The organism is Mucilaginibacter sp. UR6-1 (assembly GCF_020880975.1).
Taxonomy (GTDB): domain Bacteria; phylum Bacteroidota; class Bacteroidia; order Sphingobacteriales; family Sphingobacteriaceae; genus Mucilaginibacter.
In genome coordinates this window covers 605,224-629,122 of record NZ_JAJIWP010000002.1, presented here as the reverse complement: position 1 = coordinate 629,122, position 23,899 = coordinate 605,224, and the positions used below count along the sequence as shown (strand labels likewise).

Below are 23,899 nucleotides of genomic sequence, written 5' to 3'. Positions count from 1 at the left end.
CCTCTCCCCCCGGAGAGGATTTAGGTGAGGTTATGAAAAAATATACTTACACAGATAAAAAAGATACCCGTTCGGGTTTTGGCGATGGCCTGCTTGAAGCCGGTAAACGTAACCCCGAAGTGGTTGCACTTTGTGCCGATTTGGTAGGCTCATTAAAAATGGCCGACTTTATCAAGGCATTCCCTGAGCGCTTTTTCCAAACCGGTATTGCCGAGGCAAATATGATCGGTATGGCGGCAGGTTTAACCATTGGCGGTAAAATTCCGTTCACAGGTACCTTCGCTAACTTTTCAACCGGCCGTGTTTACGATCAGATTCGCCAATCGGTAGCTTATTCTGACAAGAACGTAAAAATTTGCGCATCACACGCCGGGTTAACCCTGGGCGAGGATGGCGCTACACACCAGATACTTGAAGACATCGGTTTGATGAAAATGTTGCCGGGAATGACGGTGATCAACCCGTGCGATTACAATCAAACAAAAGCCGCAACCATCGCTATTGCCGAGCATCATGGCCCGGTATACCTGCGCTTTGGCCGCCCGGTAGTGCCAATCTTTACTGATGCCGATCAAAAATTCGAGATCGGTAAGGCATGGATGGTGAACGAGGGTGCTGATGTATCTATCTTCGCTACCGGCCACCTGGTATGGGAAGCTATACAGGCAGGCGAGAAACTTGCCGAAGAAGGTATAGATGCCGAGATCATAAACATACACACCATTAAACCTTTGGATGCTGAGGCTGTCTTAAAATCAGTAGCAAAAACAGGTTGCGTGGTAACTGCCGAAGAGCATAACCGTTTAGGTGGCTTAGGCGATAGCATTGCACAATTACTGGCTGTTAACACCCCAACTCCGCAGGAGTATGTGGCTGTGAACGACAGCTTTGGCGAAAGCGGTACACCTGCACAGTTAATGACCAAATATGGTTTGGATGCTGAGCACATCATTGCGGCTGCTAAAAAAGTAATAGCACGCAAAAAACAAAACAGCTAAGTTCTTTATTTAGGGTATAAAGATTTGATATGGCCGCACAGGCTGAAGACGAAGAAATACTAAGTAAGTTCCGTGACGAGCGTACCAGGAACGAGGCTTTTAATCTGTTACTTAAAAAGTATCAGCAAAAGATCTATTGGCATATTCGCCGTATGGTTATTGACCACGACGATGCTGATGACCTGACGCAGGATGTTTTTGTAAAGATATGGAAGAACTTGCCCGGCTTTAGGAACGATGCGCAGTTGTACACCTGGATGTACCGCATTGCCACCAACGAGTGCATTACATTTTTGAACAGAAAGAAAATGAAAAATAATGTACCGCTGGATGATGTAGCCTATGAACTGGCCGATACACTGGCCGATTCGACATATTTTAACGGTGACAAGGCCCAGCAAAAATTGCAGCAGGCCTTGCTCACCTTACCCGAAAAGCAAAAACTTGTGTTTAACATGAAGTATTTTGATGATATGAAATACGAAGAAATATCAGAGGTATTGGGTACCAGCGTAGGCGCGCTAAAGGCATCGTTCCATTTGGCGGTGAAAAAAATTGAGGCCTACTTACTATCATCAGAATTGTAATATTTTTTATAAATCACTTTAAACCTTTTGCGAAAGTATTAATCTAATGAGGGTATGAAGAGCGATATGGAAACAAGAGATTGGCTAAATGAATTTACAGCACTAAAACAGGTTAACCCAAATAACCCGTTTACAGTGCCTGCAGGCTATTTCGATGACCTTCGCGAACGCACTCTTTCCCTTAAAAATTTAGATGATATAACTGCATGGCAAGCCGGTTTTACTGTTCCTGAAAATTATTTTGAGGAGCTAAACAGTAACATTAACAGCCGCATTACCGTAGCCGCCGCATTAAATTTAGATAATACAGGCTTTACTTTGCCTGATAACTACTTTAATGAACTGAGCAGCAATATTCAAAGCCGTATAAGCATTGAAGAGGCAGCAGGCAGCGAAAGCGTAGGGTTTGAGGTGCCCGAAGGTTACTTTAACAACCTGCAGCAAAACATAACCGCACGCATTGCTATTGAAGAGGCCGTAACAGCCGATGAGCCTTTTGCCGTACCTGCCGGTTATTTTGATAAACTTAATGCTGCTATTTTAAGCAAAACTACCGGGGCTGAGGAGCAGCCTGCCGAACAAGTGCCTGCCGCTACGCAACAACAGCATGGTGTGGTACGCAGGTTCTTTACCTCGGGAGTGTATCGGTATGCTGCCGCGGCATGTGTTACCATAGCTATTGGCGCAACCTTCTTTTTTAACAGGGCACCACAGGCTGCATCAAATACAAACCAACATGCTGATTCGTTTTTGCACAGCCGCCTGTCAAACATTCCATTGACCGAGATACGCGGCTATGCCGAGCAAAACCTGGACGCTGGCGAAACACAATCGTACATTAGCGAAAACGTTAGCGACGAGGAATTGTTAGACTATATAAATACTGAACTTTAATAATGAGCAATCTGGCCAGAGGAGTATATATTATCATATTGTTTGTGCTGGGCATGTGCTTAAATACTAAAGCGCAGGTACCTGATAACGCCCGTGGCCTGCGTTATCAGCAAAATAAAACCAATAACGCTGCAACACAATCGCGCTTTGCCAAACTGGCCAATGCTAAAAAAGATTATTTTGAACGCCAGCTTAACCTTACCGCCGCCGAATCAAAAAAGTTTTGGCCGTTGTACCGTCAGTACCAGCAGCAGCTCATTAATATACGCCACCTTAAACGCATCAACAACTCAAGCGCGCAGCCTAACGGTGAAGAACAGGTAAAAAAAGAGCTGTACTATGAAACCGAACTGGTTAACATCCACAAACGCTACAACGAGGAGTTTATGAAAATACTCCCTGCCGAAAAGGTAAGCGAACTCTACAAAAGCGAAAAGCAATTTAATGACGAAGTGCTCAAACAACTCAGTGAGCGCAGTGAAAGAGCCGGGAATTAATTTTTGATTTACTGAATTATTGAGTTATTGAATTAAGTCAGCTTTAATTTAATGGGTTTGATATACCAATCTGCCATCCTGAATGATTGCTAATATCTGCTTGGACATTGCTTACTATCGGATGACGTAAAAACTGCATGTACAAACCCCATATTCTCTATAAATCCTGCCTTTTCCGGGTAGTAGGTTGAAGCATTAAGTTCACAGAAAATTAAACAGCCTGCAATATATTGGCTGTTATTTTTTTTAATTGCGCTCATGAGATCGCTAACACTAAGGTTTGTTTCTTTTGATCCTCATAAGGAGTTAAGGACAGGTAATCAAAATGACAATAAAGGTTACCTATTTCAACTTGTTGTATTAATAGCAAAACCAATAGCACATGGGCCAATTATTGTTTATAACGGAATTGATCTTATTTTTTGCAGCACCTTTGCTACAAATAATATTAATTGTACAGCGAATAAAAAATCGCACAAAAATACCAATAGGAGCGGCCACAGTATTGATGCTTTTAACGGCCATTGGCTTTTGCATAGCAGCCACCCATTTAATAATTGATCCTATTAATAAAGAACCATCCGATAAAATACGTTGCCTTACCGGCCCAATGAGCGCTGCTATATTGATGCTTTTTTTCAACGTTACCTCAGTAACACTTACGGGCATCATTGGTTATGCCATATACGATAGCAAACGCAGCAAGCTCAAACATTATGCTACTACTTAGTATGCAACACAGGTTGTACCCTGGTAAGGGCAAATATTTCCTGCATTAAATCATCGCTCGGGTTTACCTTAAATACTTTTGAGGTACCGGCAGTGATCAGGTCATCCTCCAGATCCTTGATAGTGATGCGCAGGCCGCAGTTTTTTACCGGGTACTTTTCATTGTTTTGCTGGATGATGCCCAGCAGCGCGTTGATCATTTGCCCGTTAATATCATGCAGGCTTAGCGGCACCTCGATGGATTTACTTCGATTGTCGCGCATTTCGGAAAGCAGGCTCATAACCATAATGCGCAGGTCCCAGTTATCTTTTTGCCTGAATTTTTCTTCGATATTGCCTTTGATGTGCATAAAAAAACCATCTACCAGCAAATTGCGGAATTTGATGTAATCCTCCCCAAACAAGGCAAATTCGTAAGAGTCATTATAATCCTCCAACACAAAGGTGCCGAATGGCTTACCTGTTTTTGTGGTTTTATGCTGTACATTGCTCATCAGGCCACCAACGCATATTTCGCCGCGCTTACGTAGCTGGGCAAAGGCCGCGGCTACATCATCGCCCCCCTCGCCTGAGCGTGCTTTTTGCATCAGCTTAAGGTCTGACACGGTGGTGTTACAAAACTTTTCGAGTTCGAGTTTATAGTTATCCAGCGGGTGGCCGGTAAGGTAAATACCTATTACCTCTTTCTCGTACTTTAACTTTTCTATCAACGGCCATTCGTCAGCATCAGGCATTGGCGGTTCAGGAATGTATGAGGCCACCGAGCTGCCAAACAGTGATGCCTGCGAACTATTTTGCGTATTCTGGTAATCGTTAGCGTATTTTATCAAACGCTCCACACCGGATAGCAGGCCATTCTCGGTTTTAGCGAAAAACTGCGCGCGGTTATAACCAAATTCATCAAAGCCACCGCCATAAACCAGGTTCTCGTATGATTTTCGGTTAACACTGCGCACGTTTGAGCGGCGGGCAAAATCATAAACAGATTCATACGGGCCACGTTCCATACGCTCTTCAATAATACTTTCAACCGCCTTTTCGCCCACACCCTTAACACCGGCAAGGCCAAAGCGCACCTCCCCTTTCCGGTTTGCCGCGAATGACATTTCGGACTCATTAATATCCGGCCCCAGCACAACCACCCCCATACGGCGGCACTCCTCCATAAAGAAGGAAATTTTATCGATACTGTTCTGGTTGTTTAATACCGCGGCCATGTATTCTGACGGGTAATGCGCTTTCAGGTAAGCCGTTTGATAGGCTACAAAAGCGTAACAGGTAGAGTGCGATTTGTTGAACGCGTATTGCGCAAAGGCTTTCCAGTCGTTCCATATTTTGGTCAGCTTATCCTTGGGGTGACCTTTGGCCATGGCCCCATCCATAAACTGCGCTTCCATTTTATTCAGTACCTCTATCTGCTTTTTACCCATGGCCTTACGCAAAACGTCGGCATCACCTTTGGTAAAGCCGCCCAGCTTTTGCGACAGTAGCATCACCTGCTCCTGGTAAACGGTAATGCCATAGGTTTCGGACAGGTATTCCTCCATCTCCGGCAAATCGTAAGTGATAGGCTCCTGGCCATGCTTACGCTTGATGAAGTTAGGAATGTACTCTATCGGCCCCGGGCGGTAAAGGGCGTTCATGGCTATCAAATCCTCAAACTTATCGGGTTTAAGATCGCGCAGGTACATTTGCATACCGTCACTTTCAAACTGGAAAGTACCGTTGGTATCGCCGCGCTGGTAAAGCTCAAAAGTAGTTTGATCGGTAAGCGGTATATAGTCAATATCTATTTCAACTCCATGGTTTTGTTTGATGAGGCGCAGGGCATCCTTAATAATAGTTAAGGTTTTAAGCCCCAGAAAGTCCATCTTGATAACGCCTGCATCCTCAATTACCCGCCCGTCAAACTGGGTAACCAGCAAGTCAGAATCTTTGGCGGTGGCTACAGGTACAATATTGGTCAGGTCATCAGGCGCTATGATGATACCCGCGGCGTGTACACCCGTATTACGTACCGAGCCTTCCAGCTTTTCGGCCTCGCGCAGTACGGTGCCTTTCAGGTCATTGGCTTTGTAGATCAACTGCAACTCGGGCACCTGCTCTATGGCCTGTTTCAGGGTGATGCCCAAAGTATCGGGCACCAGCTTTTTAAGGGCGCTCACCTCGGCCAATGGCATATCCAGCACACGGCCAACGTCCTGAATGCTGGTACGGGCAGCCATGGAGCCATAGGTGATAATTTGCGCTACCTGGTTTTTGCCATATTTATCAACCACGTAATCAATAACTTTTTGCCGGCCGGAGTCGTCAAAGTCGGTATCAATATCGGGCATTGATTTACGGTCGGGGTTCAGGAACCTTTCGAACAGGAGATTATATTTTATCGGGTCGATATTGGTGATACCTGTACAATAAGCCACCACCGAACCCGCCGCCGAGCCACGACCCGGACCAATAAACACGCCTATTTCGCGCCCGTGCTTAATAAAGTCAGACACGATGAGGAAATAACCCGCGAAACCCATGGTACGTATGGTGAACAGCTCAAAGTCTATCCTCTCCTGCACCTCGGGTAAAATATCTATATAGCGTTCTTTAGCACCGGTATAGGTAAGGTGTTTCAGGTATTCCCACTGGTTAAGTGTATCGGCATCAGGGGTATTGTGTATCTTAAATTCATCGGGTATAACAAAGTTAGGCAACATGATGTCGCGCTTCAGTTTAAGCGTTTCTACCTTGTCAACTATCTCGTTGGTATTATCTAATGATTCGGGCAGGTCATGAAACAGCTTGCCCATTTCAGTCTGCGTTTTAAAATAAAACTGGTCATTCGGAAAGCCGAAACGGTAGCCTTTGCCTCCTTCTTCGTCAGTAGCAATAGGGGTGCTCTGCATATCGCCGGTGTTTACGCACAGTAAAATATCATGCGCGTTAGAGTCCTGCTGATCCACGTAGTGCGAATCATTGGAGCATATCACCTTTACATTATGCTTTTTGGCGTATTTAAGCAGGGCATTATTTACAATTTCCTGCTCGGGTATATTGTGCCGTTGCAGTTCTATATAAAAATCTTCACCAAACAGGTCGAGCCACCATTTCAGCTCGCGCTCACCGGCTTCCTCACCGTTCTTTAATATCTCCTGCGGTATTGACGCGCCTATGCAGCAGCTTGTAGCAATAAGGCCTTTGTGATATTTTAGTATCAGTTCCTTATCAATACGCGGCCATTTGCTGTACAGCCCTTCCATATAACCCAACGAACATAGCTTTACCAGGTTGCGGTAACCTTCGGGGTTTTTGGCCAGCAGCAACTGGTGCCGCCTAACGTCCTTTTTTTCTTTGGTAAACTGCTTGATATGCCTGTCCTCAACCACGTAAAACTCGCAGCCCACAATAGGCTTTACGTTGTGCTTACCCGCCTCGGCCACAAACTTGAATACGCCGAACATGTTACCATGATCGGTAATGGCAAGGGCTTTCATGCCATCGGCAGCGGCCTTTTTGTAAAGCTTACCTATATCGGCGGCACCATCAAGTAGCGAAAACTGGGTATGTACGTGTAAATGGGAAAAATCAGGCATAGCAACAACTCCAAATCAATTTAAAGGCAGAAATACAAAGTTATTAAAAAACAACTTTAACCTATCAAGTGTTGAAAAACTAAGTACCGTATTATTAGCGAACAAAAATTCGTTTTTTGTGCCGAAATGCCCCTTTTTGTTGCCTTTTCCCATTTTGTTTGTTACCGGTAAAATTCACGTTGCACGTTATTTGATGTTAAACACGCAGTATTTTCTTCACCCTAAAATATATTACAATTTTGAAAAAATTTGGACGCATCGCCCTTAAAACCCTTCTCTGGATAATTGCAAGTGTTATATTTTTAATACTACTTGTAGTTATTTTGATACAGGTACCCGCTGTACAAAATTTTGCCAAAAATAAAGCAGTAACATTTTTACAAAAAAAGATAGGCACTAAGGTGGAGATCGGTCACCTATCGTTAGGTTTACCAAAGCTTATAGTTTTAGAGAATGTTTATTTTGAGGATCAGAAACGGGATACCCTGATAGCCGGTGATAAGCTGAAGGTTGATATAAGCCTGTTTAAACTGCTTGACAATACGGTTGAAATAAATGAGATTAACCTGCAGGGCATTACTGCCAACATAAGCCGCGGGCCTGACAGCCTCTTTAATTTCGACTATATACTAAAAGCTTTTGCCGGGGAGCAAAAAAAGGAAGTAAAACCGGAGGATACCACATCAACCATGAAATTTGCCATGGGCGATATCATCCTCGATCGCATCAACATAAAATATAAGGACGAAACAACCGGCAACGATATCAAATTCCTGTTAGGGCACTTTGATACCCGCATTAAGGATTTTGACCTGGATAAGATGAAGTTCGGCATCCCGAAGATCAACCTGTCGGGCGTTAACGCTACCATTATACAAACACCTAAGGGCAGCAGTATTGCCCAAACCGCCGTTACCGATACCGCCGCTACCGAACCGTTGAACATGGAGCTTGACCTGGATGAGGTAGACATATCAAAAGTAAAGGTTGACTACCGTAGTGGCGAAATGGCCGCCAAGGTTGACCTGGGCAAGCTGTTGGTTGCACTTGATAAGATAGATCTGAAGAAGCAACAGGTAGGCATCGCCAATATTACCTTAGACCAAACCAATGCCTCGGTAACCTTTGCCAAACCGCAAACTGTAGTTAAGGCTGCCGAAAAAGCGGTTAAAACGGTGGATACACTGGTATCATCTCCAACCAAATCGGCATGGGCGGTTACGCTTAAAAAGTTCACTATTAATAATAATAATATCAGGTTTGATAATAATGCCCAAAAGCCGTTAAAAGCAGGCCTTGACCCTGGGCACATGTACATTAAAAACCTGAATGTTGATATACAAGATGTATCCTACAATCCGGATAGCTCATCAGGGCGCATCAATGCCGTAACCTTTAACGAGAAAAGCGGCTTCGTCCTTAAAAAATTCAATACCGACTTTTTTTACGGCCCCAAAAGCGCTTACCTGAAGGATCTGCTGGTGGAGACACCGAATACCGTGCTGCAAAAATCGGTTGAGGTTAGCTATCCGTCTATTGATGCCATCAGCAAAAATATCGGTTCGCTGGGTGTAAACGCCAACCTTGACGGCAGCCGCCTGGGCATGAAGGATGTTACCCTCCTGATGCCCGCCATGGCTACTATGCCGCAAATGCGAAACCTGCGCAATGCCGTATTCCGCATAAATGGCAAGGTAAACGGCAAGGTGAGCGATCTGCACATCCGCGACCTGGAACTATTAGGCTTTGGCAGTACCCGCATCAGGGCATCTGCAGATATGCGCGGCCTGCCTGATATGAACAAGGCTTATTTTAATGTAAACCTGAAGGAGTTTAACACCACCCGTACCGATATATACAAACTGGCATCGGCAGGCATGATACCGTCTACAGTGAGCATTCCGGCCAACATCAACCTAAAGGGTACCTTTAAAGGCAGCATGACGGATTTTGATACCAAAATGGCCCTCCGCTCAAGCTATGGCGCGGTTGATCTGACGGCAAATATGCGCGGCGGTAAACGTAAGGGCAAAGAAAAATATTCGGCCAACATAAGGGCGGTTAACCTAAATGTTGGCGCGCTTACCAAGCAACCGCAAATGGTGGGCATGGTAACGTTATCGGCCAATGTAAAAGGGGTAAGCCTCGATCCTAAACATGCCAGCCTTAATTTTAATGGCAACGTGAACAAAGCCTACGTAAAAGGTTATAACTATCAAAACCTGGTACTGCGGGGCAGCGCCAGCAATGGCAGCTATGTAGCCAAAGCGTTTATGAAAGACCCCAACATCAACTTTAACCTGGATGCAAAGGCTAACATGAACAAAAAGTACCCATCGGTAAATGCTACGCTTTTGGTTGACAGCATTAACATGCAAAACCTTAAACTGACTAAAGACCCGATGCGTTTTCATGGTAAGCTGGTGGCCGATGTGCCTACTGCCGACCCGGATTACCTGAATGCCGATATTATGCTGACCGATATGCTGCTGATACAAAAAGCGCAGCGTATTCAATTGGATACCATCAGCCTGAAATCAACCGCTACCGCGGATAGCAGCTCGCTATGGCTAAAAACCCCGATGCTTACCGCGCACATGGGCGGCAAGTACACCCTTACCGGCATTGCTCCTGCCATGCAGGATGTAATAGCCAAGTATTTTAACACCGCATTGGCAACCGGTACCAAGCCTGCGCCAAAGGTTAAATACCCGCCGCAGCAATTCGCGTTTGATATTCGCTTTGTAAAAACCCCGCTGGTGGAGCAATTCGCCCCGAACCTTAAAACGCTTGACCCGGTGCTGATCAACGGCAGATTCAACAGCACCACCGGCGAATTGCTGGTAAAAGGCGCTATACCCAAAGTAGTGTACGGCGAGCAGGTGGTGAACAACATGGCGCTTGATGTTAATACTACCGACAGTGCGCTTAACTATAAGCTCGCTGTTGATGAGGTGAAGGTTTCGCCATCCATTGATATTCTGTATACCTCAATATCAGGCAATCTGAAAAATGATAAATTGTTTACCAGTTTACAGGTGCGCGACCGCGAACGTAAGGAACGCTATCGTATTGCCGGTACGTTAAGCGTATTACCTCAACAATACCAATTTAGCTTTGTGCAGGATGGCTTATTGCTGGATTATATGCCCTGGGCTGTTAACGCCGATAATGCCCTGCAATTTGGTAACAAAGGTATACTGGCCCGCAACTTTACCATTACCAACGCCAATCAGGTGTTAAGTGTTAACAGTAACCCGCAGCAGGCAAACTCGCCTATTGATGTGCAATTCCGCAACTTTAAGATAGAAACCCTGACCAAAATGGCCCAGCAGGATTCACTCCAGGTGGGCGGTACCATAAACGGTGATGCTAATGTGAGCAACCTGCAAGCATCGCCGGTGTTTACAGCCGCCATTAACGTAGGCGACTTTAATTTTAAAGGTGACACCGTGGGTAACATTGCCATTAAAGTTGATAACCAAACCGCCAACGCCTATGCCGCCAATGTGAGCATTACCGGCAAGGGCAACCAGGTTGACCTGAACGGCCTATATTACACCGCGCCGGAGAGCCGCATGGATATGAACCTGAACATTGTAAAACTGGACATGAAGAGCATACAAGGCTTTAGCTTTGGTGCCATACGCAATGCCAGTGGTGATATAACCGGCGCGCTGAAAATCACCGGCACACCATCAGCACCGGCGGTACGGGGCGACATTAATTTTAACAAGGTTGGCTTTAATGTATCTATGCTTAACTCCTACTTCCGTATGCCGCAGGAGAGCATCACCTTTAATGATGAAGGCATCCGCTTTAATGACTTTACCCTTGTTGATTCAACCGGTAATAAAGCCGTAGTATCGGGCAGTGTATATACTAAAACTTATACTGATTTTGCCTTTGGGATGAATATCAAGGCCGACAACTTCAGGGTGATCAACTCTACCCAGGCAGATAACAAGCTGTTTTGGGGTAAACTATATATTAATACCGACATTAAGGTTCGGGGTGATATGAATTCGCCGGTGGTTGACGCGACCCTGACCGTGAACGATAAAACCGACATGACCTTTGTACTGCCAACGGCCGACCCAAGTGTTGAAGACCGTGAGGGCGTTGTCGAGTTTATTGATAAGGACGCGCCGAAGCTCGACTCGATATTGCTGGCGCGGCAGTTGGACTCGCTACGCAAATCTGACGTTACCGGTATGGATGTTTCGGCAACCATCAACATAAATAAAAATGCCAACTTTAATATTGTGGTTGACGAACGCAGCGGCGATATGGTGAAAGACCTGCGCGGTGAAGCCAGTCTTAACGGTGGTATTGACCCAAGCGGAAAGATCAATTTAACTGGTACTTATACGGTTAACCATGGCTCGTACAATTTGTCGTTCGCCACGGTTAAACGTCAGTTTTTATTTAAAAGCGGCAGTACCATACAATGGACGGGCGACCCTACCAGCGCTAACATTGATTTAACGGCTATTTACATTGCCAATGTGCCGCCTGTTGATTTAATAGCCAGCCAAAGTGATGCGCAAACATTGGTGATGGCCAAGCAAAAGCTACCGTTCAATGTTAACCTGAACCTAAAAAACGAGCTTTTAAAACCAAACATCAGCTTTGACATTATTTTGCCTGACAGTAATTACTCGATGCCGCAAACGGTACTTACCATAGTTGAAAATAAGCTTGCCCAGGTACGCCAGGACCCGAACGAGTTGAACAAACAGGTATTGGGTGTATTGATACTGGGCCACTTTATTGGTGATAACCCATTGCAGAGCCAGGGCGGTGGCGCAGGTGTTGAGGGGGCTATACGTAACAGTGTGAGCGGCTTACTTACCGACCAGTTGAACAACCTGGCAGGCGGCCTGATAACCGGTGTTGACCTCGATTTCGGATTAACATCAGGCGAGGATTATTCATCCGGAACGGCCACAAACCGAACGGACCTGAATGTTGGGGTATCCAAACGTTTCCTGAGCGACAGGCTCACAGTATCAGTAGGTAACAACTTTAATCTGGAAGGCGCGCAGGCCGGGCAAAAAACCACCAACATAGCCGGTAACGTATCAGTTAATTACAAGTTGAGCCGTGACGGACGCTATACCTTGCGTGCTTACCGCCGCGATCAGTTTGTGGTAATACAGGGCCAGATAGTTGAAACAGGTTTAGGCTTTACCTTAACAATGGATTATAACCGCTTTAGCGAGATATTCCGCAAACGTACCGCTGAGGAGAAAGCTCTCCGACGCAAATACAAGCAGGAAGAAAAACGCAAGAAAGAGGAAGAAGACAAACGCAACGAAGCACTTGAACGTAAGGACGAGCAACAACAACAGCAAGAAGAGCAACAGAAGAAAGAGCAACCTACAAACTAAACTCATGATAAAAAATATAAAATACGTTTTAGTACTCACCATATTTTTAAGTGCCTGCAGCAACACCAAATACCTGCAGCCGGGGCAAAAGCTATATACCGGCGGCAAGGTTAAAATTGTTGACAATGACAGCCTGAAAAAAAGCGACCGCAAAGCCCTTGAATCTGATCTGACTCCGTTGCTCAGGCCCAAGCCAAATTCATCACTGCTGGGTTTAAGGGTAAAACTGTACATCTATAATAAAACGCGCACCAACAAAACCAAGGGCTTTAAGCATTGGCTTAACACTAAATTTGGTGAGCCGCCTGTTTTGGCCAGCCAGGTAAACCTCGAAAAGAACAGCGAGATATTACAAAACCGCCTGCAAAACAAAAGCTATTTCCAGGCAACAGTAAGCGGCGATACCATCGGCAAGAAAAAGACAGCCCGGGCGGAGTATACTGTAAATACCGGCCCGGCCTATAAAATACGCAGTGTAACTTTCCCTAAAGGGAATGAAGATCTGGATACAGCTATTGCTGGTACTGCCGGCGAAACGCTGCTTAAACCGGGCGAAAAGTATGATCTGGATGTGATAAAAAACGAGCGCCTGCGCATTGATGCCAAGCTTAAAGAAAAGGGTTTCTTTTACTTTGCTCCGGAGGATATTATTATGCGGATAGACAGCACCCTCGCCAATCATCAGGTAGATATATTTGTTGCGGTAAAACCCAAGGTTAATGACCGCGACCGCCGTATATATACCATTAATAAACTATACGTATATCCTAATTATTCGCTGCGTGATACGGCGCTTCATCTGGATGAAGCTGTATCATATCGCTGGTATAATGTGGTTGACAGGCGAAAAACCATCCGCCCGTTCGCTTTTAAAAATACCGTGCTGATGCAGCCTGGCGAAGTGTATAACCGTACCGCCCATAACAACTCGCTTAACCGTTTTGTGAACCTCGGCCCTTATAAATTTGTAAAGAACAGGTTTGAACCCGCCGCCGGCGATTCATCAAAACTTGATGTTTTTTATTTTTTAACCCCCTACCCTAAAAAATCAATCCAGGTTGATGTACTCGGCCGTACCAACTCGGCCAACTTTACGGGTACCCAGATCAACATCAACTGGAAACACCGTAACGCCTTTAAAGGTGCCGAGTTGCTTACCTTCCGCTTATTCGGAAGTTCGGATGTGCAATTCTCGGGGCAGGGCGGTGGCTTTAACGTTTACCAGGTAGGTGGTGAAATGAAGCTGACCTGGCCAAGGTTTATAGCCCCGGTGAACATACGGTCAGACAATGCGTACATTCCACATACCAACCTTACATTGGGCTACACCCTTATCAATCGTACCAACCTGTATACTCTTAACTCCTTCAACGGCTCATTTGGGTATGACTGGAAACAAAGCGTACACAAAAGCCATGAATTAAATATATTAAATGTTAACCTGGTGAGCCCCGCAAATGTAACACAACTTTACCGTGACAGCATAAAGGGTAGCAACAACCCGGCATTACAGCACGTTATTGATAAGCAATTTACCTTTGGCCCAAGCTATAGTTATACCTTTACCAATACTACCGAAGAGTACCGTACCAATACCTTATTTTACAATGCCAGGGTAAGCTCATCAGCAGTAATAACCGGTTTGGTTACAGGTGCAGATACACCTGCCACGGTTAGAACTGTATTAGGTACACCATTTAATCAGTATGTAAAGATCGAGAACGATCTTCGCTTTTATCACAAAACAGGTCAGAACAGTTCAATAGCTACCCGGTTGATGGTTGGCGCGGGTATACCGTTTGGTAACTCTACGGTGATGCCTTACAGCCAGCAGTTTTTTATAGGCGGCTCAAATAGTTTACGCGGTTTCAGGGCGCGCTCAATTGGCCCGGGTACTTATTATGCAGGCCGACCTGATGATGGCGGTTTCCTGCCCGATCAGGCTGGAGATATCCGTATTGAAGGCAATGTGGAATGGCGACCAAAACTATTCAGCATAGTGCGGGGTGCCGTATTTGTTGATGCCGGTAACATTTGGATGATGCGTAATAATGGCTTGCAAGGCGCTACTTTTAGTAAGAATTTTTACAAAGAATTCGCGGTGGATGCCGGTGTAGGCTTACGTTTTGATGTTACCGTATTGGTACTGCGTACTGACCTTGGCTTCCCTATCCGTAAGCCCTGGTTGCCTGAAGGCCAGCGCTGGGTGGTTGATAAGATCGACTTTGGCAGCAGCGCATGGCGCCACGAAAATCTGGTATTCAACCTGGCTATCGGCTATCCTTTCTAAACAATTTACGACAGGCAGTGTGTGCAGTTAGGTACAATTCGCTTGTACTGATCGCCTATCATAATACTACTTTTACAAATGCCGTGTAACTAACACGGCATTTGTTTTTTAATTGACAATTAGCCTCCTCTAATCAAACCTTTGTCCTTTCGACGAGGTACGAGGAGAAATCCATCACCTTGCTATGAACGCAGGCAGATCTCTCACTATCGTTCGAGATGACAGCTTTGATAATATAGTGTAAATAGCGTCATTGCGAGGCACTAATCCCCCGGGCGATATTCTCTGGGATGTTATGAAGAGATTGTTTCGTACTTCGCAATAACGTAGTGAAAAAACAACAAGAAAATCAAAAAGCACAAACCGCCAACAACCTGTATTACCGGCATCAGCAATGCCCGGATTAGTATAAGCCTTGCAAAAGTAGAAACGTTCACCGGGCAGGGCGTAGCCGGCGATTTTTGCTTCTTTTGTTCGCACAAAAGAAGTTTAGGATAGGTAATGAACTTAACTAAGAGTTTTATCATCCTTTTTAGGATTAGTATATGATAACATTACCTCATTAATTAAAGCACTATATTTATCCCAATGCAATACATCATACCGTTAAATATAATTGACCTGCAAGGCGATGGTTTCCATCCGCTGATAGATATAACCCTTTTTGGCAAAAGCTATAAACTGGTGCTTGATACCGGCGCATCTCGCACCGCGCTTGACAAAACCCTGCTTGCTGAAGCCAATGGAGAAGATTTTATTTTGGCCAGCGATAAGTTATCTACGGGGCTGGGCACCAACTCCATGGTATCATTTACCGCAACATTGAGTGATATGCATCTGGGCGAATTAAAGCTGGATAGTTTTGATGTAGCCGTGCTTGATCTTTCAACCATTAATATAGCTTACGAGCAACTTAATCACCCCAAGGTATTGGGAGTGTTAGGCGGCGATGTATTGATGAAGTACAAGGCTGTAATTGATTATGGCAAACGACAGATTACCCTGAAAACCAGAAAGCGAAAATCATAAAAAAAGCCTCTCAAAATTTGAGAGGCTTTTTAGTATTTGTACTGATCAGGCGCTTAAGCGTCGATTTTAGCGTATTTAGCATTCTTCTCTATAAACTCACGACGTGGGGCAACCTCATCACCCATCAGCATACTGAAGGTGTGGTCGCACTCGGCGGCGTTTTCAATAGTAGCCTGTTTAAGTGTACGCGTGGCAGGGTTCATGGTAGTTTCCCAAAGCTGCTCGGCGTTCATCTCACCCAAACCTTTATAACGTTGTACGTGTACGCTATCCTCTTTACCGGCACCTTTAAGGCGCTGTATAGCCGTGTCACGCTGTTCATCTGTCCAGCAGTACTCCTGCTCTTTACCTTTTTTAACCAGGTAAAGTGGTGGCGATGCAATGTACACATAACCAAACTCAACCAGCTCCTTCATATAACGGAAGAAGAAGGTAAGGATAAGCGTGGTAATGTGCGAACCGTCAACGTCGGCATCCGTCATGATCACAATTTTATGATAACGAAGCTTAGCGATATTAAGAGCTTTAGCATCCTCTGGCGTACCAATGCTTACACCCAGCGCTGTAAACATGTTCTTGATCTCCTCATTCTCGTAGATCTTGTGCTCCATGGCCTTTTCTACGTTCAATATCTTACCACGCAAAGGCAATATGGCCTGTGTATCGCGGTTACGGCCCTGCTTGGCAGTACCACCCGCCGAGTCACCTTCGACCAGGTAGATCTCGCACAATGCCGGATCGCTGTTAGCGCAATCGGCCAGTTTGCCAGGCAAGCCTGAGCCACCCATAACGTTTTTACGCTGCACCATTTCGCGGGCTTTACGCGCCGCGGCACGTGCAGTAGCCGCAAGGATCACCTTTTGCACGATCATGCGAGCTTCCTTCGGGTTCTCCTCCAGGTAATTGCTCAATATCTCACCAACAGCAACGTTTACCGCGCCGCTTACCTCGCTGTTACCCAGCTTGGTTTTGGTTTGGCCCTCAAACTGAGGCTCTGCCACTTTTACTGAGATAATTGCGGTTAGTCCTTCGCGAAAGTCATCACCGGTAATTTCAACCTTAACATTCTTTAGCAAACCCTCTTTATCGGCGTATGATTTAAGGGTACGAGTCAACCCCATACGGAAACCGGCCACGTGTGTACCACCCTCGATGGTGTTAATGTTGTTTACGTACGAGTGTACATTCTCTGAATAGCTATCGTTGTATTGTAAAGCCAGCTCAACCGGTACGCCTTGCTTGGTGCCCTCTACATAGATAGGCTCCGGAATAATAGATGCACGGGTCCCATCCAGAAACTTAACAAACTCTTTAAGGCCGCCTTCAGAGAAAAACTCCTCGGCAACGTAACCACCTTCAGGCATTTCTTCGCGCTCGTCGGTCAAGGTTAAGCGTATACCCTTGTTCAAAAAGGCCAGCTCACGTAAACGTGCGGCCAAGGTATCGTACTTATACTCTAAAGTAGTGGTAAATATCTCCGGATCGGGCTGAAAGGTTTGTATAGTACCTGTACGTGAGCTTTCGCCTATTGATTTTACATCAAATAACGGCTTGCCGCGCTCATACTCCTGGGTAAATATTTTGCCTTCGCGGTGTACAACGGTTTTTACATGGGTTGAGAGCGCATTAACGCAACTGATACCCACACCGTGCAAACCACCTGATACCTTGTAGGTATCCTTATCAAATTTACCGCCTGCGTGCAGTACGGTCATTACAATTTCGAGTGCTGATTTATTTTCTTTAGTGTTGATACCTGTTGGGATACCACGGCCGTTATCTTCAACCGTAATGGAGTTTCCTTTGTGTATGGTAACCTTTATATCATCACAATAGCCGGCAAGTGCCTCATCTATCGAGTTATCAACCACCTCATATACCAGGTGGTGTAAACCTTTAACGCCGGTATCGCCAATGTACATCGAGGGGCGTTTGCGCACGGCCTCCAAACCCTCTAAAACCTGTATATTATCTGCTGAGTAATTTGATTTATCCTGATTTTGTTCGCTCATAAATATTTGAAAGAATAACCTTCAAAAATACGAAAAATAAACGAGATTACCGTTATGTTGATAAATACGCCGGTGTGGAAACTTGCCTGGTAAATGATTAGGATAGTAATTGGTAAAAGTTATATTTGTGAAATTTTTTACTGAAGGATGATGATACACAAAGCCTCTTACTTTTCAAAACTGACTTTAGGAGCTGCCTCTGCAGCATTGTTAATAGCCGGAACGTTAGCGGCTTGCAACAACGAGCAAAAACCTGCCGACAAACCGGCAGCAAGCACTGCCTCAACCACCAGCACTGCTGTTGCTAAGGAAACCATAGTTTACATAAACCAGGATACCCTGCTATCAAAATACGAATATGTAAAAGACATGGGCGACCGCCTGCAAAAAAAAGGAAAGGCTGCCCAGGGTGATGTGGATTCGCGCAAACAAGCCGTACAACGCGAGTTTGTTGAATACCAAAAAAATGCGGCTACCATGAGCGCTGACCAACGTGCCGCTACCGAGCAGCGTTTACAGAAAAAAGCGCAGGAGATACAGAGTTATGAGCAAAATGCTACCGCCGCTTTTCAAAACACACAAGGTGATGAAAACGATAAATTATTTAACAAGGTAAGCGAATTCACTAAAAAGTACGCTAAAGAAAAAGGCTACAAAATGATATTGAGCTACTCACGCATGAACCCTACTGTACTTTATGGCGATGAAAGCCTTGACGTTACTGCCGATGTAGTAAAACGCCTTAACGAGGAATATAACAAGAAATAAACCTCACTCCAACCCTCTCCTAAAGGAGAGGGAGTTATAATACAAAAAGCCGCAGCTTCTATTTTGAACTGCGGCTTTTTTGTTGGGCGTATATTTTCGAGTTATTCTTCGTCGTTGTCTTTGGTGTTGTTTTCAAAAAAACCTTCCTGCAGATCGTCAATCTCGCGGCGGTCGCGTTTGGTGGGCCGGCCTGCACCACGATCACGACGTAAAGTGGGTGCCTGAAACATAGATTGAAACGAATGGGTATCCTGCACCGGGGTAAGGTCCTCATAAAAATCAACAGCCTTTTTGGCATCCACACGGTTCTCCAACAAGCCGGTAACCTTCACCACCTTACGCTCCAGTCCTTTTGATACGTTGTATGTATCGCCCACCTTAACCTCGTAGGATGCCTTCAGGTTCTGTCCATCCTTTTTAACACGCCCCGCCTTGCAGGCATCAGCAGCCAGCGTACGGGTTTTAAACAGGCGTATGGCCCAAAGGTATTTATCAATACGTAGTTTTTCTTTTTCAGGCATAAGGGCAAAATTAAAGGTTACTTAACAATAATTAGTGCATAATTCTTATATAATCTATCTGAGTAAAAACATCTCAATTAAAAACACATTTATATTTTTGCATTTATACTATAATTACATGGCTACAGAGAACGACAGATACGACGACGATTTGGAAGAAGAGTACGAAGATAATGAACAGCAACCGGAGGGCGAATACATAGAACTATACTCCAAATGGAGTATATGGGGTTTCAGCATATTTTTTTCGAGCTTTTTTGGCGCGGCGCTATTGATACGTAACCTTTGGGTTTCGGGCTTTAAAAGGGCGGCATTTGGTATTGTGGCTTTTGCAGTAGCCTACTCGTGCGCGTCATACGCGGCCATTATGTTATTACAGGCAACCTCATTAGTATTAGTTGCCAATTTGCTGGGAGGTTTTTTATATGGCGAATTCTTTTTTAAACGCTACTTTCCGGAAAGTGATTACTATCCTAAAAGCATCTGGGGCGCGCTGGGTATAGCTTTGATTCTTTCAATAGCGTTTGTATTGCTTACCTTTTACCTTGATCCGGAAGCCATGAAACAGTTAAGAGCCCAATAACATCCTGCATTTTTGCTTAAAAATCCTTTAATTTGCCCAAAGTTTAATTTATACCATGCAAGATCTTAAAACACTTATTGAAGAAGCCTGGGAAGACCGCGCCCTGCTGCAATATAATGAATACATAGATGCCATTGAAACCGTTATTGAAAGGTTAGACAAAGGCGAATACCGCGTTGCCGAGGTTATTGGCGGCCGCTGGCATACTAACGACTGGATTAAGAAAGCCGTGATCCTGTACTTCCCTATCCGCAACATGGAAGAGATCAAAACCGGTCCGTTTGTTTTTCATGATAAAATGAAGCTTAAAACCGATTACAAGCAAAACGGTGTGCGCGTAGTACCTCATGCTATTGCCCGTTACGGCGCGCATTTGGCCAAAGGTGTTATCATGATGCCCTCGTACGTAAACATAGGCGCTTTTGTTGACGAAGGCACCATGGTTGATACCTGGGCTACTGTAGGCTCGTGCGCGCAAATTGGCAAACATGTACACCTTAGTGGTGGTGTGGGCATTGGCGGTGTTTTGGAGCCTGTACAGGCTGCGCCGGTTATTATTGAAGATAACTGCTTCATTGGCTCACGTGCCATTGTGGTAGAGGGCGTACACGTTGAGGCCGAAGCCGTGCTTGGCGCTAATGTGGTATTAACCGCTTCAACCAAAATCATTGATGTTACCGGCGAAGATCCGATTGAATATAAAGGCCGTGTACCTGCGCGCTCTGTAGTAATTCCGGGTTCGTACACCAAAAAATTCCCCGCAGGCGAGTACCAGGTGCCTTGTGCCATCATCATCGGCAAACGTAAGGAATCAACCGATAAAAAGACATCGCTTAACGATGCCCTGCGTGAAAACAACGTAGCGGTTTAAGTTTAGATCTGAGATATAAGATGTGAGATTTGAGATAGTGAATTAACACTAAAAACTTATCTCACATCTTATATCTCAATCCTCATATCTAAAAAATGAAGATACTTATAAGGCTGCCTAACTGGCTTGGCGATGTGGTGATGAGCACCTCCTTCGTTACTGCGGTAAAGCAGCTTTATCCTGGTGCGCAGATTGATGTAATCATTAAGCAGGAGCTGCGGGGCATTGTTAACCTTATACCGGGTATTGATAACGTTTACCCTTTTTCGAAACAGGAATTTGAAGGCCTTAGCGGTGTTTACCGTTTTGGCAAAGCCTTACGCAATCAGCAATACGATATTTTTTTTAACCTGCCGCCGTCATTGTCATCAGCTACTATGGCTTTTGCCACCCGCGCAAAAAAACGCGTAGGTTTTGGTACAGAGGGTGGCTTTTTGCTGCTCACTAAAGCTTGTAAACACCCACAGAATGTACACCGTGTTCGCGAATATATCTCCCTGCTGGAACAATTTACCGGAAAGCCTGTACCATCCGAACCTGTAAAAATTATAGCCCATGCATTAGTTAACGAGCCTAAACAGTTGCTGGTTAATTTTAACTCAGAAGCGGAATCTCGCCGTATGCCGGTTGATAAGGGCATTGCCTTGCTTAATTTGCTGCTGAATACCTTTGCTGATATTACCATCGGCATGATAGGTGCGCCCAAGGATGCTGAGCATGTAAACGCTATACTTGCAGGAGTTACAGATCAGGACAGAATAGTGAACCATGCCGGGCAAACCAGCCTGAATAACCTTGCCTCATTAATGGCGGGAACTGCGGCCCTGTTAACGGTTGATTCAGGCCCGGCGCATTTGGCAAACAGCATAGGCTTGCCGGTTGTAGTATTATTTGGTGCCGGTAACGAACACAATACCGAGCCGTTTAACCTGGATGATATGACCGTGATACGTGCCGGTGAACTTAGCTGTGAACCTTGTGTGCGCAACACCTGCAAACTTTACGGCATACCCAAGTGTATGCAATTGCTTAACGAAACAAAAATTATTGAAGCCCTGAGTAAATACTTGAATCATGCTTAAAGACGAAGTTGCAAAAGCCCTTAAAATTGTACAGGATGGCGGCATCATCCTCTACCCTACCGATACCATTTGGGGCATTGGCTGCGATGCCACCAATACCGAGGCCGTTAAAAAGATCTTCTCCCTTAAACAACGCGAGGAAGCCAAAAGCATGATCATTTTGCTGGATACCGACAATAAATTGCCAAGCTACGTACGCGAGGTGCCTGACATTGCATATGACCTGATAGAGTTTGCCGAGAACCCGCTAACACTGGTGATGCCCGGTGCTAAAAATATATCCGAAGCGTTAATAGCCGCTGACGGCAGTGTGGGAATACGGGTTGCCAAACATCCGTTTTGCGAACAGTTGATACAACGTTTGCGCAAACCATTGGTATCAACCTCGGCCAATATAAGCGGACAGCCATCTCCCCAAAATTTTGGTGAAATATCCCCTGAAATTATAGAAGGGGTTGATTATGTGGTGGATATTGACCAACACGATACCTCGTTAAAAAAACCATCAACCATTATGCGTTTAGCGCCCGATGGCCGGTTTGAGTTTATACGCCGTTGATAGGTATATTATAGCCTATTTTTCTAAATTTGCACCTTTCAACAATGCCTACCCGGCATACGCAGGCATGAAAGAGCATCTTCAACATCATATATTTAAAGTAATAGCGCAATTAGCCGGTCAGCAAAATGCGCAGGTATATGCTATTGGCGGTTTCGTGCGCGATCTGTTTTTAAAACGCCCCTCAAAGGATATTGATATAGTAGTTATAGGCAACGGCATTACCTTTGCCGAGGCGGTGGCTAAAAAACTAAACGTACAGGTATCGGTATTTAAAAATTTTGGCACCGCCATGCTTAAGTATCACGATCTTGAAGTGGAGTTTGTAGGCGCAAGGCGCGAGTCATACCGCCGCGATTCACGCAAACCTATTGTGGAGGATGGTACTTTGGAAGACGACCAAAACCGCCGCGATTTTACCATCAACGCGCTGGCGCTATCATTACATCCTGATAATTTGGGGGAACTGCTCGATCCGTTTGGTGGGATATCGCACCTGGAACAAAAACTGATCAAAACGCCCCTTAACCCGGTTGAAACCTTTAGCGATGACCCGCTGCGGATGATGCGCGCCATACGTTTTGCCACACAGCTTGATTTTAAGATTGACGATGCGGCGGTTCAGGCCATAAAAACCAATACTGATAGAATAAAGATCATATCGCAGGAGCGTATTACGGATGAACTGAACAAGATCATCCTGTCGCCAAAGCCATCTATCGGTTTTGAATACCTGTTTGATACCGGTTTGCTGCACAAAATATTCCCGCAGATGGTAGCGCTGTATGGCGTTGAGTACCGCAATGGCAAAGGCCATAAGGATAACTTTTACCACACCTTGCAGGTGCTGGATAATATTTGCGAAACCACTGCCGACCTTTGGCTGCGCTGGGCTGCCATATTGCACGATATTGCCAAGCCGCCTACCAAGCGCTTTGAACCCGGCCACGGCTGGACATTTCACGGCCATGAGGATAAAGGCGCGCGCATGGTGCCCAAAATATTCGCCCAGCTAAAGCTGCCGCTTAATGATAAGATGAAGTTTGTGCAGAAAATGGTACAACTGCACCTGCGCCCTATCGTACTGTCGCAATCCATTGTTACCGATTCGGCCGTCAGGCGCTTACTTTTTGAGGCGGGTGATGATATTGACAGCCTGATGCAATTATGTAAGGCCGATGTTACCACCAAAAATGAATACAAGGTTAAAAAATACCGCCAAAATTTTGAGCTGGTGCAGCAAAAGCTAAAGGATGTTGAGGAGCGCGACAGCATACGCAACTGGCAGCCCCCTGTTACCGGCACCGATATTATGGAATTATTCGGCCTGAAAGAGGGCCGCGAGGTTGGTATCATCAAAAATCAGATACGTGAAGCCATACTTGAGGGCGAGATACCTAACACCCGTGAAGCCGCCATTGCATTTACTATTGAAAAAGGCACACAAATTGGCTTAAAAGTTGTTGCTCAATCCAAATAAAACAAAACATTATTAATTTTGA

17 protein-coding genes are annotated in these 23,899 nt (G+C 45.2%); 13 read left to right on the top strand and 4 right to left on the bottom strand.

The features are described 5' to 3' along the window. Window positions 1–32: 32 nt before the first annotated feature. The 4 genes from LJ707_RS08095 to LJ707_RS08080 all read left to right on the top strand — a co-directional run bounded on the left by LJ707_RS08095 (window position 33) and on the right by LJ707_RS08080 (window position 2,976). Entirely contained in the window at window positions 33–998 is a 966-nt protein-coding gene (locus LJ707_RS08095) for a transketolase family protein (RefSeq protein ID WP_228950305.1), read from the top strand. A gap of 29 nt (window positions 999–1,027) precedes the next feature. Beyond that, on the top strand, window positions 1,028–1,585 hold the full coding sequence (locus tag LJ707_RS08090) for an RNA polymerase sigma factor (RefSeq protein WP_228950304.1): 558 nt from the start codon (window positions 1,028–1,030) through the stop codon (window positions 1,583–1,585). Window positions 1,586–1,651: 66 nt separating this feature from the next. After that, window positions 1,652–2,479, top strand: coding sequence for a hypothetical protein (locus LJ707_RS08085; protein WP_228950303.1), 828 nt, complete (start codon window positions 1,652–1,654; stop codon window positions 2,477–2,479). A 2-nt stretch (window positions 2,480–2,481) separates the two neighbouring features. After that, the gene (locus LJ707_RS08080) at window positions 2,482–2,976 is read left to right on the top strand and encodes a hypothetical protein (protein WP_228950302.1); all 495 of its coding nucleotides are present in this window, start codon (window positions 2,482–2,484) and stop codon (window positions 2,974–2,976) included. Between the two features lie 360 nt (window positions 2,977–3,336). Here the strand turns inward: LJ707_RS08080 and LJ707_RS08075 are convergent, their stop codons facing one another. After that, window positions 3,337–3,648, bottom strand: a complete 312-nt coding sequence (locus LJ707_RS08075) for a hypothetical protein (protein WP_228950301.1) — start codon at window positions 3,646–3,648, stop codon at window positions 3,337–3,339. A 50-nt stretch (window positions 3,649–3,698) separates the two neighbouring features. After that, window positions 3,699–7,289: a DNA polymerase III subunit alpha gene (gene dnaE / locus LJ707_RS08070; RefSeq protein ID WP_228950300.1), complete on the bottom strand. Its 3,591-nt coding sequence runs from the start codon at window positions 7,287–7,289 to the stop codon at window positions 3,699–3,701. A 239-nt stretch (window positions 7,290–7,528) separates the two neighbouring features. Between dnaE and LJ707_RS08065 the strand changes: the two genes are divergently transcribed. The 3 genes from LJ707_RS08065 to LJ707_RS08055 all read left to right on the top strand — a co-directional run bounded on the left by LJ707_RS08065 (window position 7,529) and on the right by LJ707_RS08055 (window position 16,001). Then, window positions 7,529–12,682, top strand: coding sequence for a translocation/assembly module TamB domain-containing protein (locus tag LJ707_RS08065; protein WP_228950299.1), 5,154 nt, complete (start codon window positions 7,529–7,531; stop codon window positions 12,680–12,682). A gap of 4 nt (window positions 12,683–12,686) precedes the next feature. Beyond that, window positions 12,687–14,972 carry a BamA/TamA family outer membrane protein gene (locus LJ707_RS08060; protein WP_228950298.1) on the top strand — a complete coding sequence of 762 codons (2,286 nt, stop codon included), beginning with the start codon at window positions 12,687–12,689 and terminating at the stop codon, window positions 14,970–14,972. A 588-nt stretch (window positions 14,973–15,560) separates the two neighbouring features. Beyond that, window positions 15,561–16,001, top strand: coding sequence for a retropepsin-like aspartic protease (locus LJ707_RS08055; protein ID WP_228950297.1), 441 nt, complete (start codon window positions 15,561–15,563; stop codon window positions 15,999–16,001). Window positions 16,002–16,054: 53 nt separating this feature from the next. On the opposite strand, the gene gyrB is transcribed toward LJ707_RS08055, so the two are convergent. Beyond that, entirely contained in the window at window positions 16,055–18,013 is a 1,959-nt protein-coding gene (gene gyrB, locus LJ707_RS08050; protein ID WP_228950296.1) for a DNA topoisomerase (ATP-hydrolyzing) subunit B, read from the bottom strand. A 147-nt stretch (window positions 18,014–18,160) separates the two neighbouring features. On the opposite strand from gyrB, the gene LJ707_RS08045 reads away from it, so the two are divergent. Next, the gene (locus LJ707_RS08045) at window positions 18,161–18,781 is read left to right on the top strand and encodes an OmpH family outer membrane protein (protein ID WP_228950295.1); all 621 of its coding nucleotides are present in this window, start codon (window positions 18,161–18,163) and stop codon (window positions 18,779–18,781) included. Window positions 18,782–18,882: 101 nt separating this feature from the next. Here LJ707_RS08045 and LJ707_RS08040 read toward each other — a convergent pair whose 3' ends face one another. Further along, window positions 18,883–19,302, bottom strand: coding sequence for an RNA-binding S4 domain-containing protein (locus tag LJ707_RS08040; RefSeq protein WP_228950294.1), 420 nt, complete (start codon window positions 19,300–19,302; stop codon window positions 18,883–18,885). 118 nt (window positions 19,303–19,420) lie between these two features. On the opposite strand from LJ707_RS08040, the gene LJ707_RS08035 reads away from it, so the two are divergent. The 5 genes from LJ707_RS08035 to LJ707_RS08015 all read left to right on the top strand — a co-directional run bounded on the left by LJ707_RS08035 (window position 19,421) and on the right by LJ707_RS08015 (window position 23,877). Beyond that, on the top strand, window positions 19,421–19,885 hold the full coding sequence (locus LJ707_RS08035) for a hypothetical protein (protein WP_228950293.1): 465 nt from the start codon (window positions 19,421–19,423) through the stop codon (window positions 19,883–19,885). A gap of 55 nt (window positions 19,886–19,940) precedes the next feature. Then, window positions 19,941–20,756 carry a 2,3,4,5-tetrahydropyridine-2,6-dicarboxylate N-succinyltransferase gene (locus tag LJ707_RS08030; RefSeq protein ID WP_228950292.1) on the top strand — a complete coding sequence of 272 codons (816 nt, stop codon included), beginning with the start codon at window positions 19,941–19,943 and terminating at the stop codon, window positions 20,754–20,756. 95 nt (window positions 20,757–20,851) lie between these two features. Continuing rightward, a complete protein-coding gene (gene waaF / locus LJ707_RS08025; protein ID WP_228950291.1) occupies window positions 20,852–21,838 on the top strand; it encodes a lipopolysaccharide heptosyltransferase II in 987 nt (328 codons plus the stop codon). Next, window positions 21,831–22,397, top strand: coding sequence for an L-threonylcarbamoyladenylate synthase (locus tag LJ707_RS08020; protein ID WP_228950290.1), 567 nt, complete (start codon window positions 21,831–21,833; stop codon window positions 22,395–22,397). The genes waaF and LJ707_RS08020 overlap by 8 nt, the downstream gene beginning before the upstream one ends. A gap of 67 nt (window positions 22,398–22,464) precedes the next feature. Beyond that, entirely contained in the window at window positions 22,465–23,877 is a 1,413-nt protein-coding gene (locus LJ707_RS08015; RefSeq protein ID WP_228950767.1) for a CCA tRNA nucleotidyltransferase, read from the top strand. The last annotated feature ends 22 nt before the right edge of the window (window positions 23,878–23,899 follow it).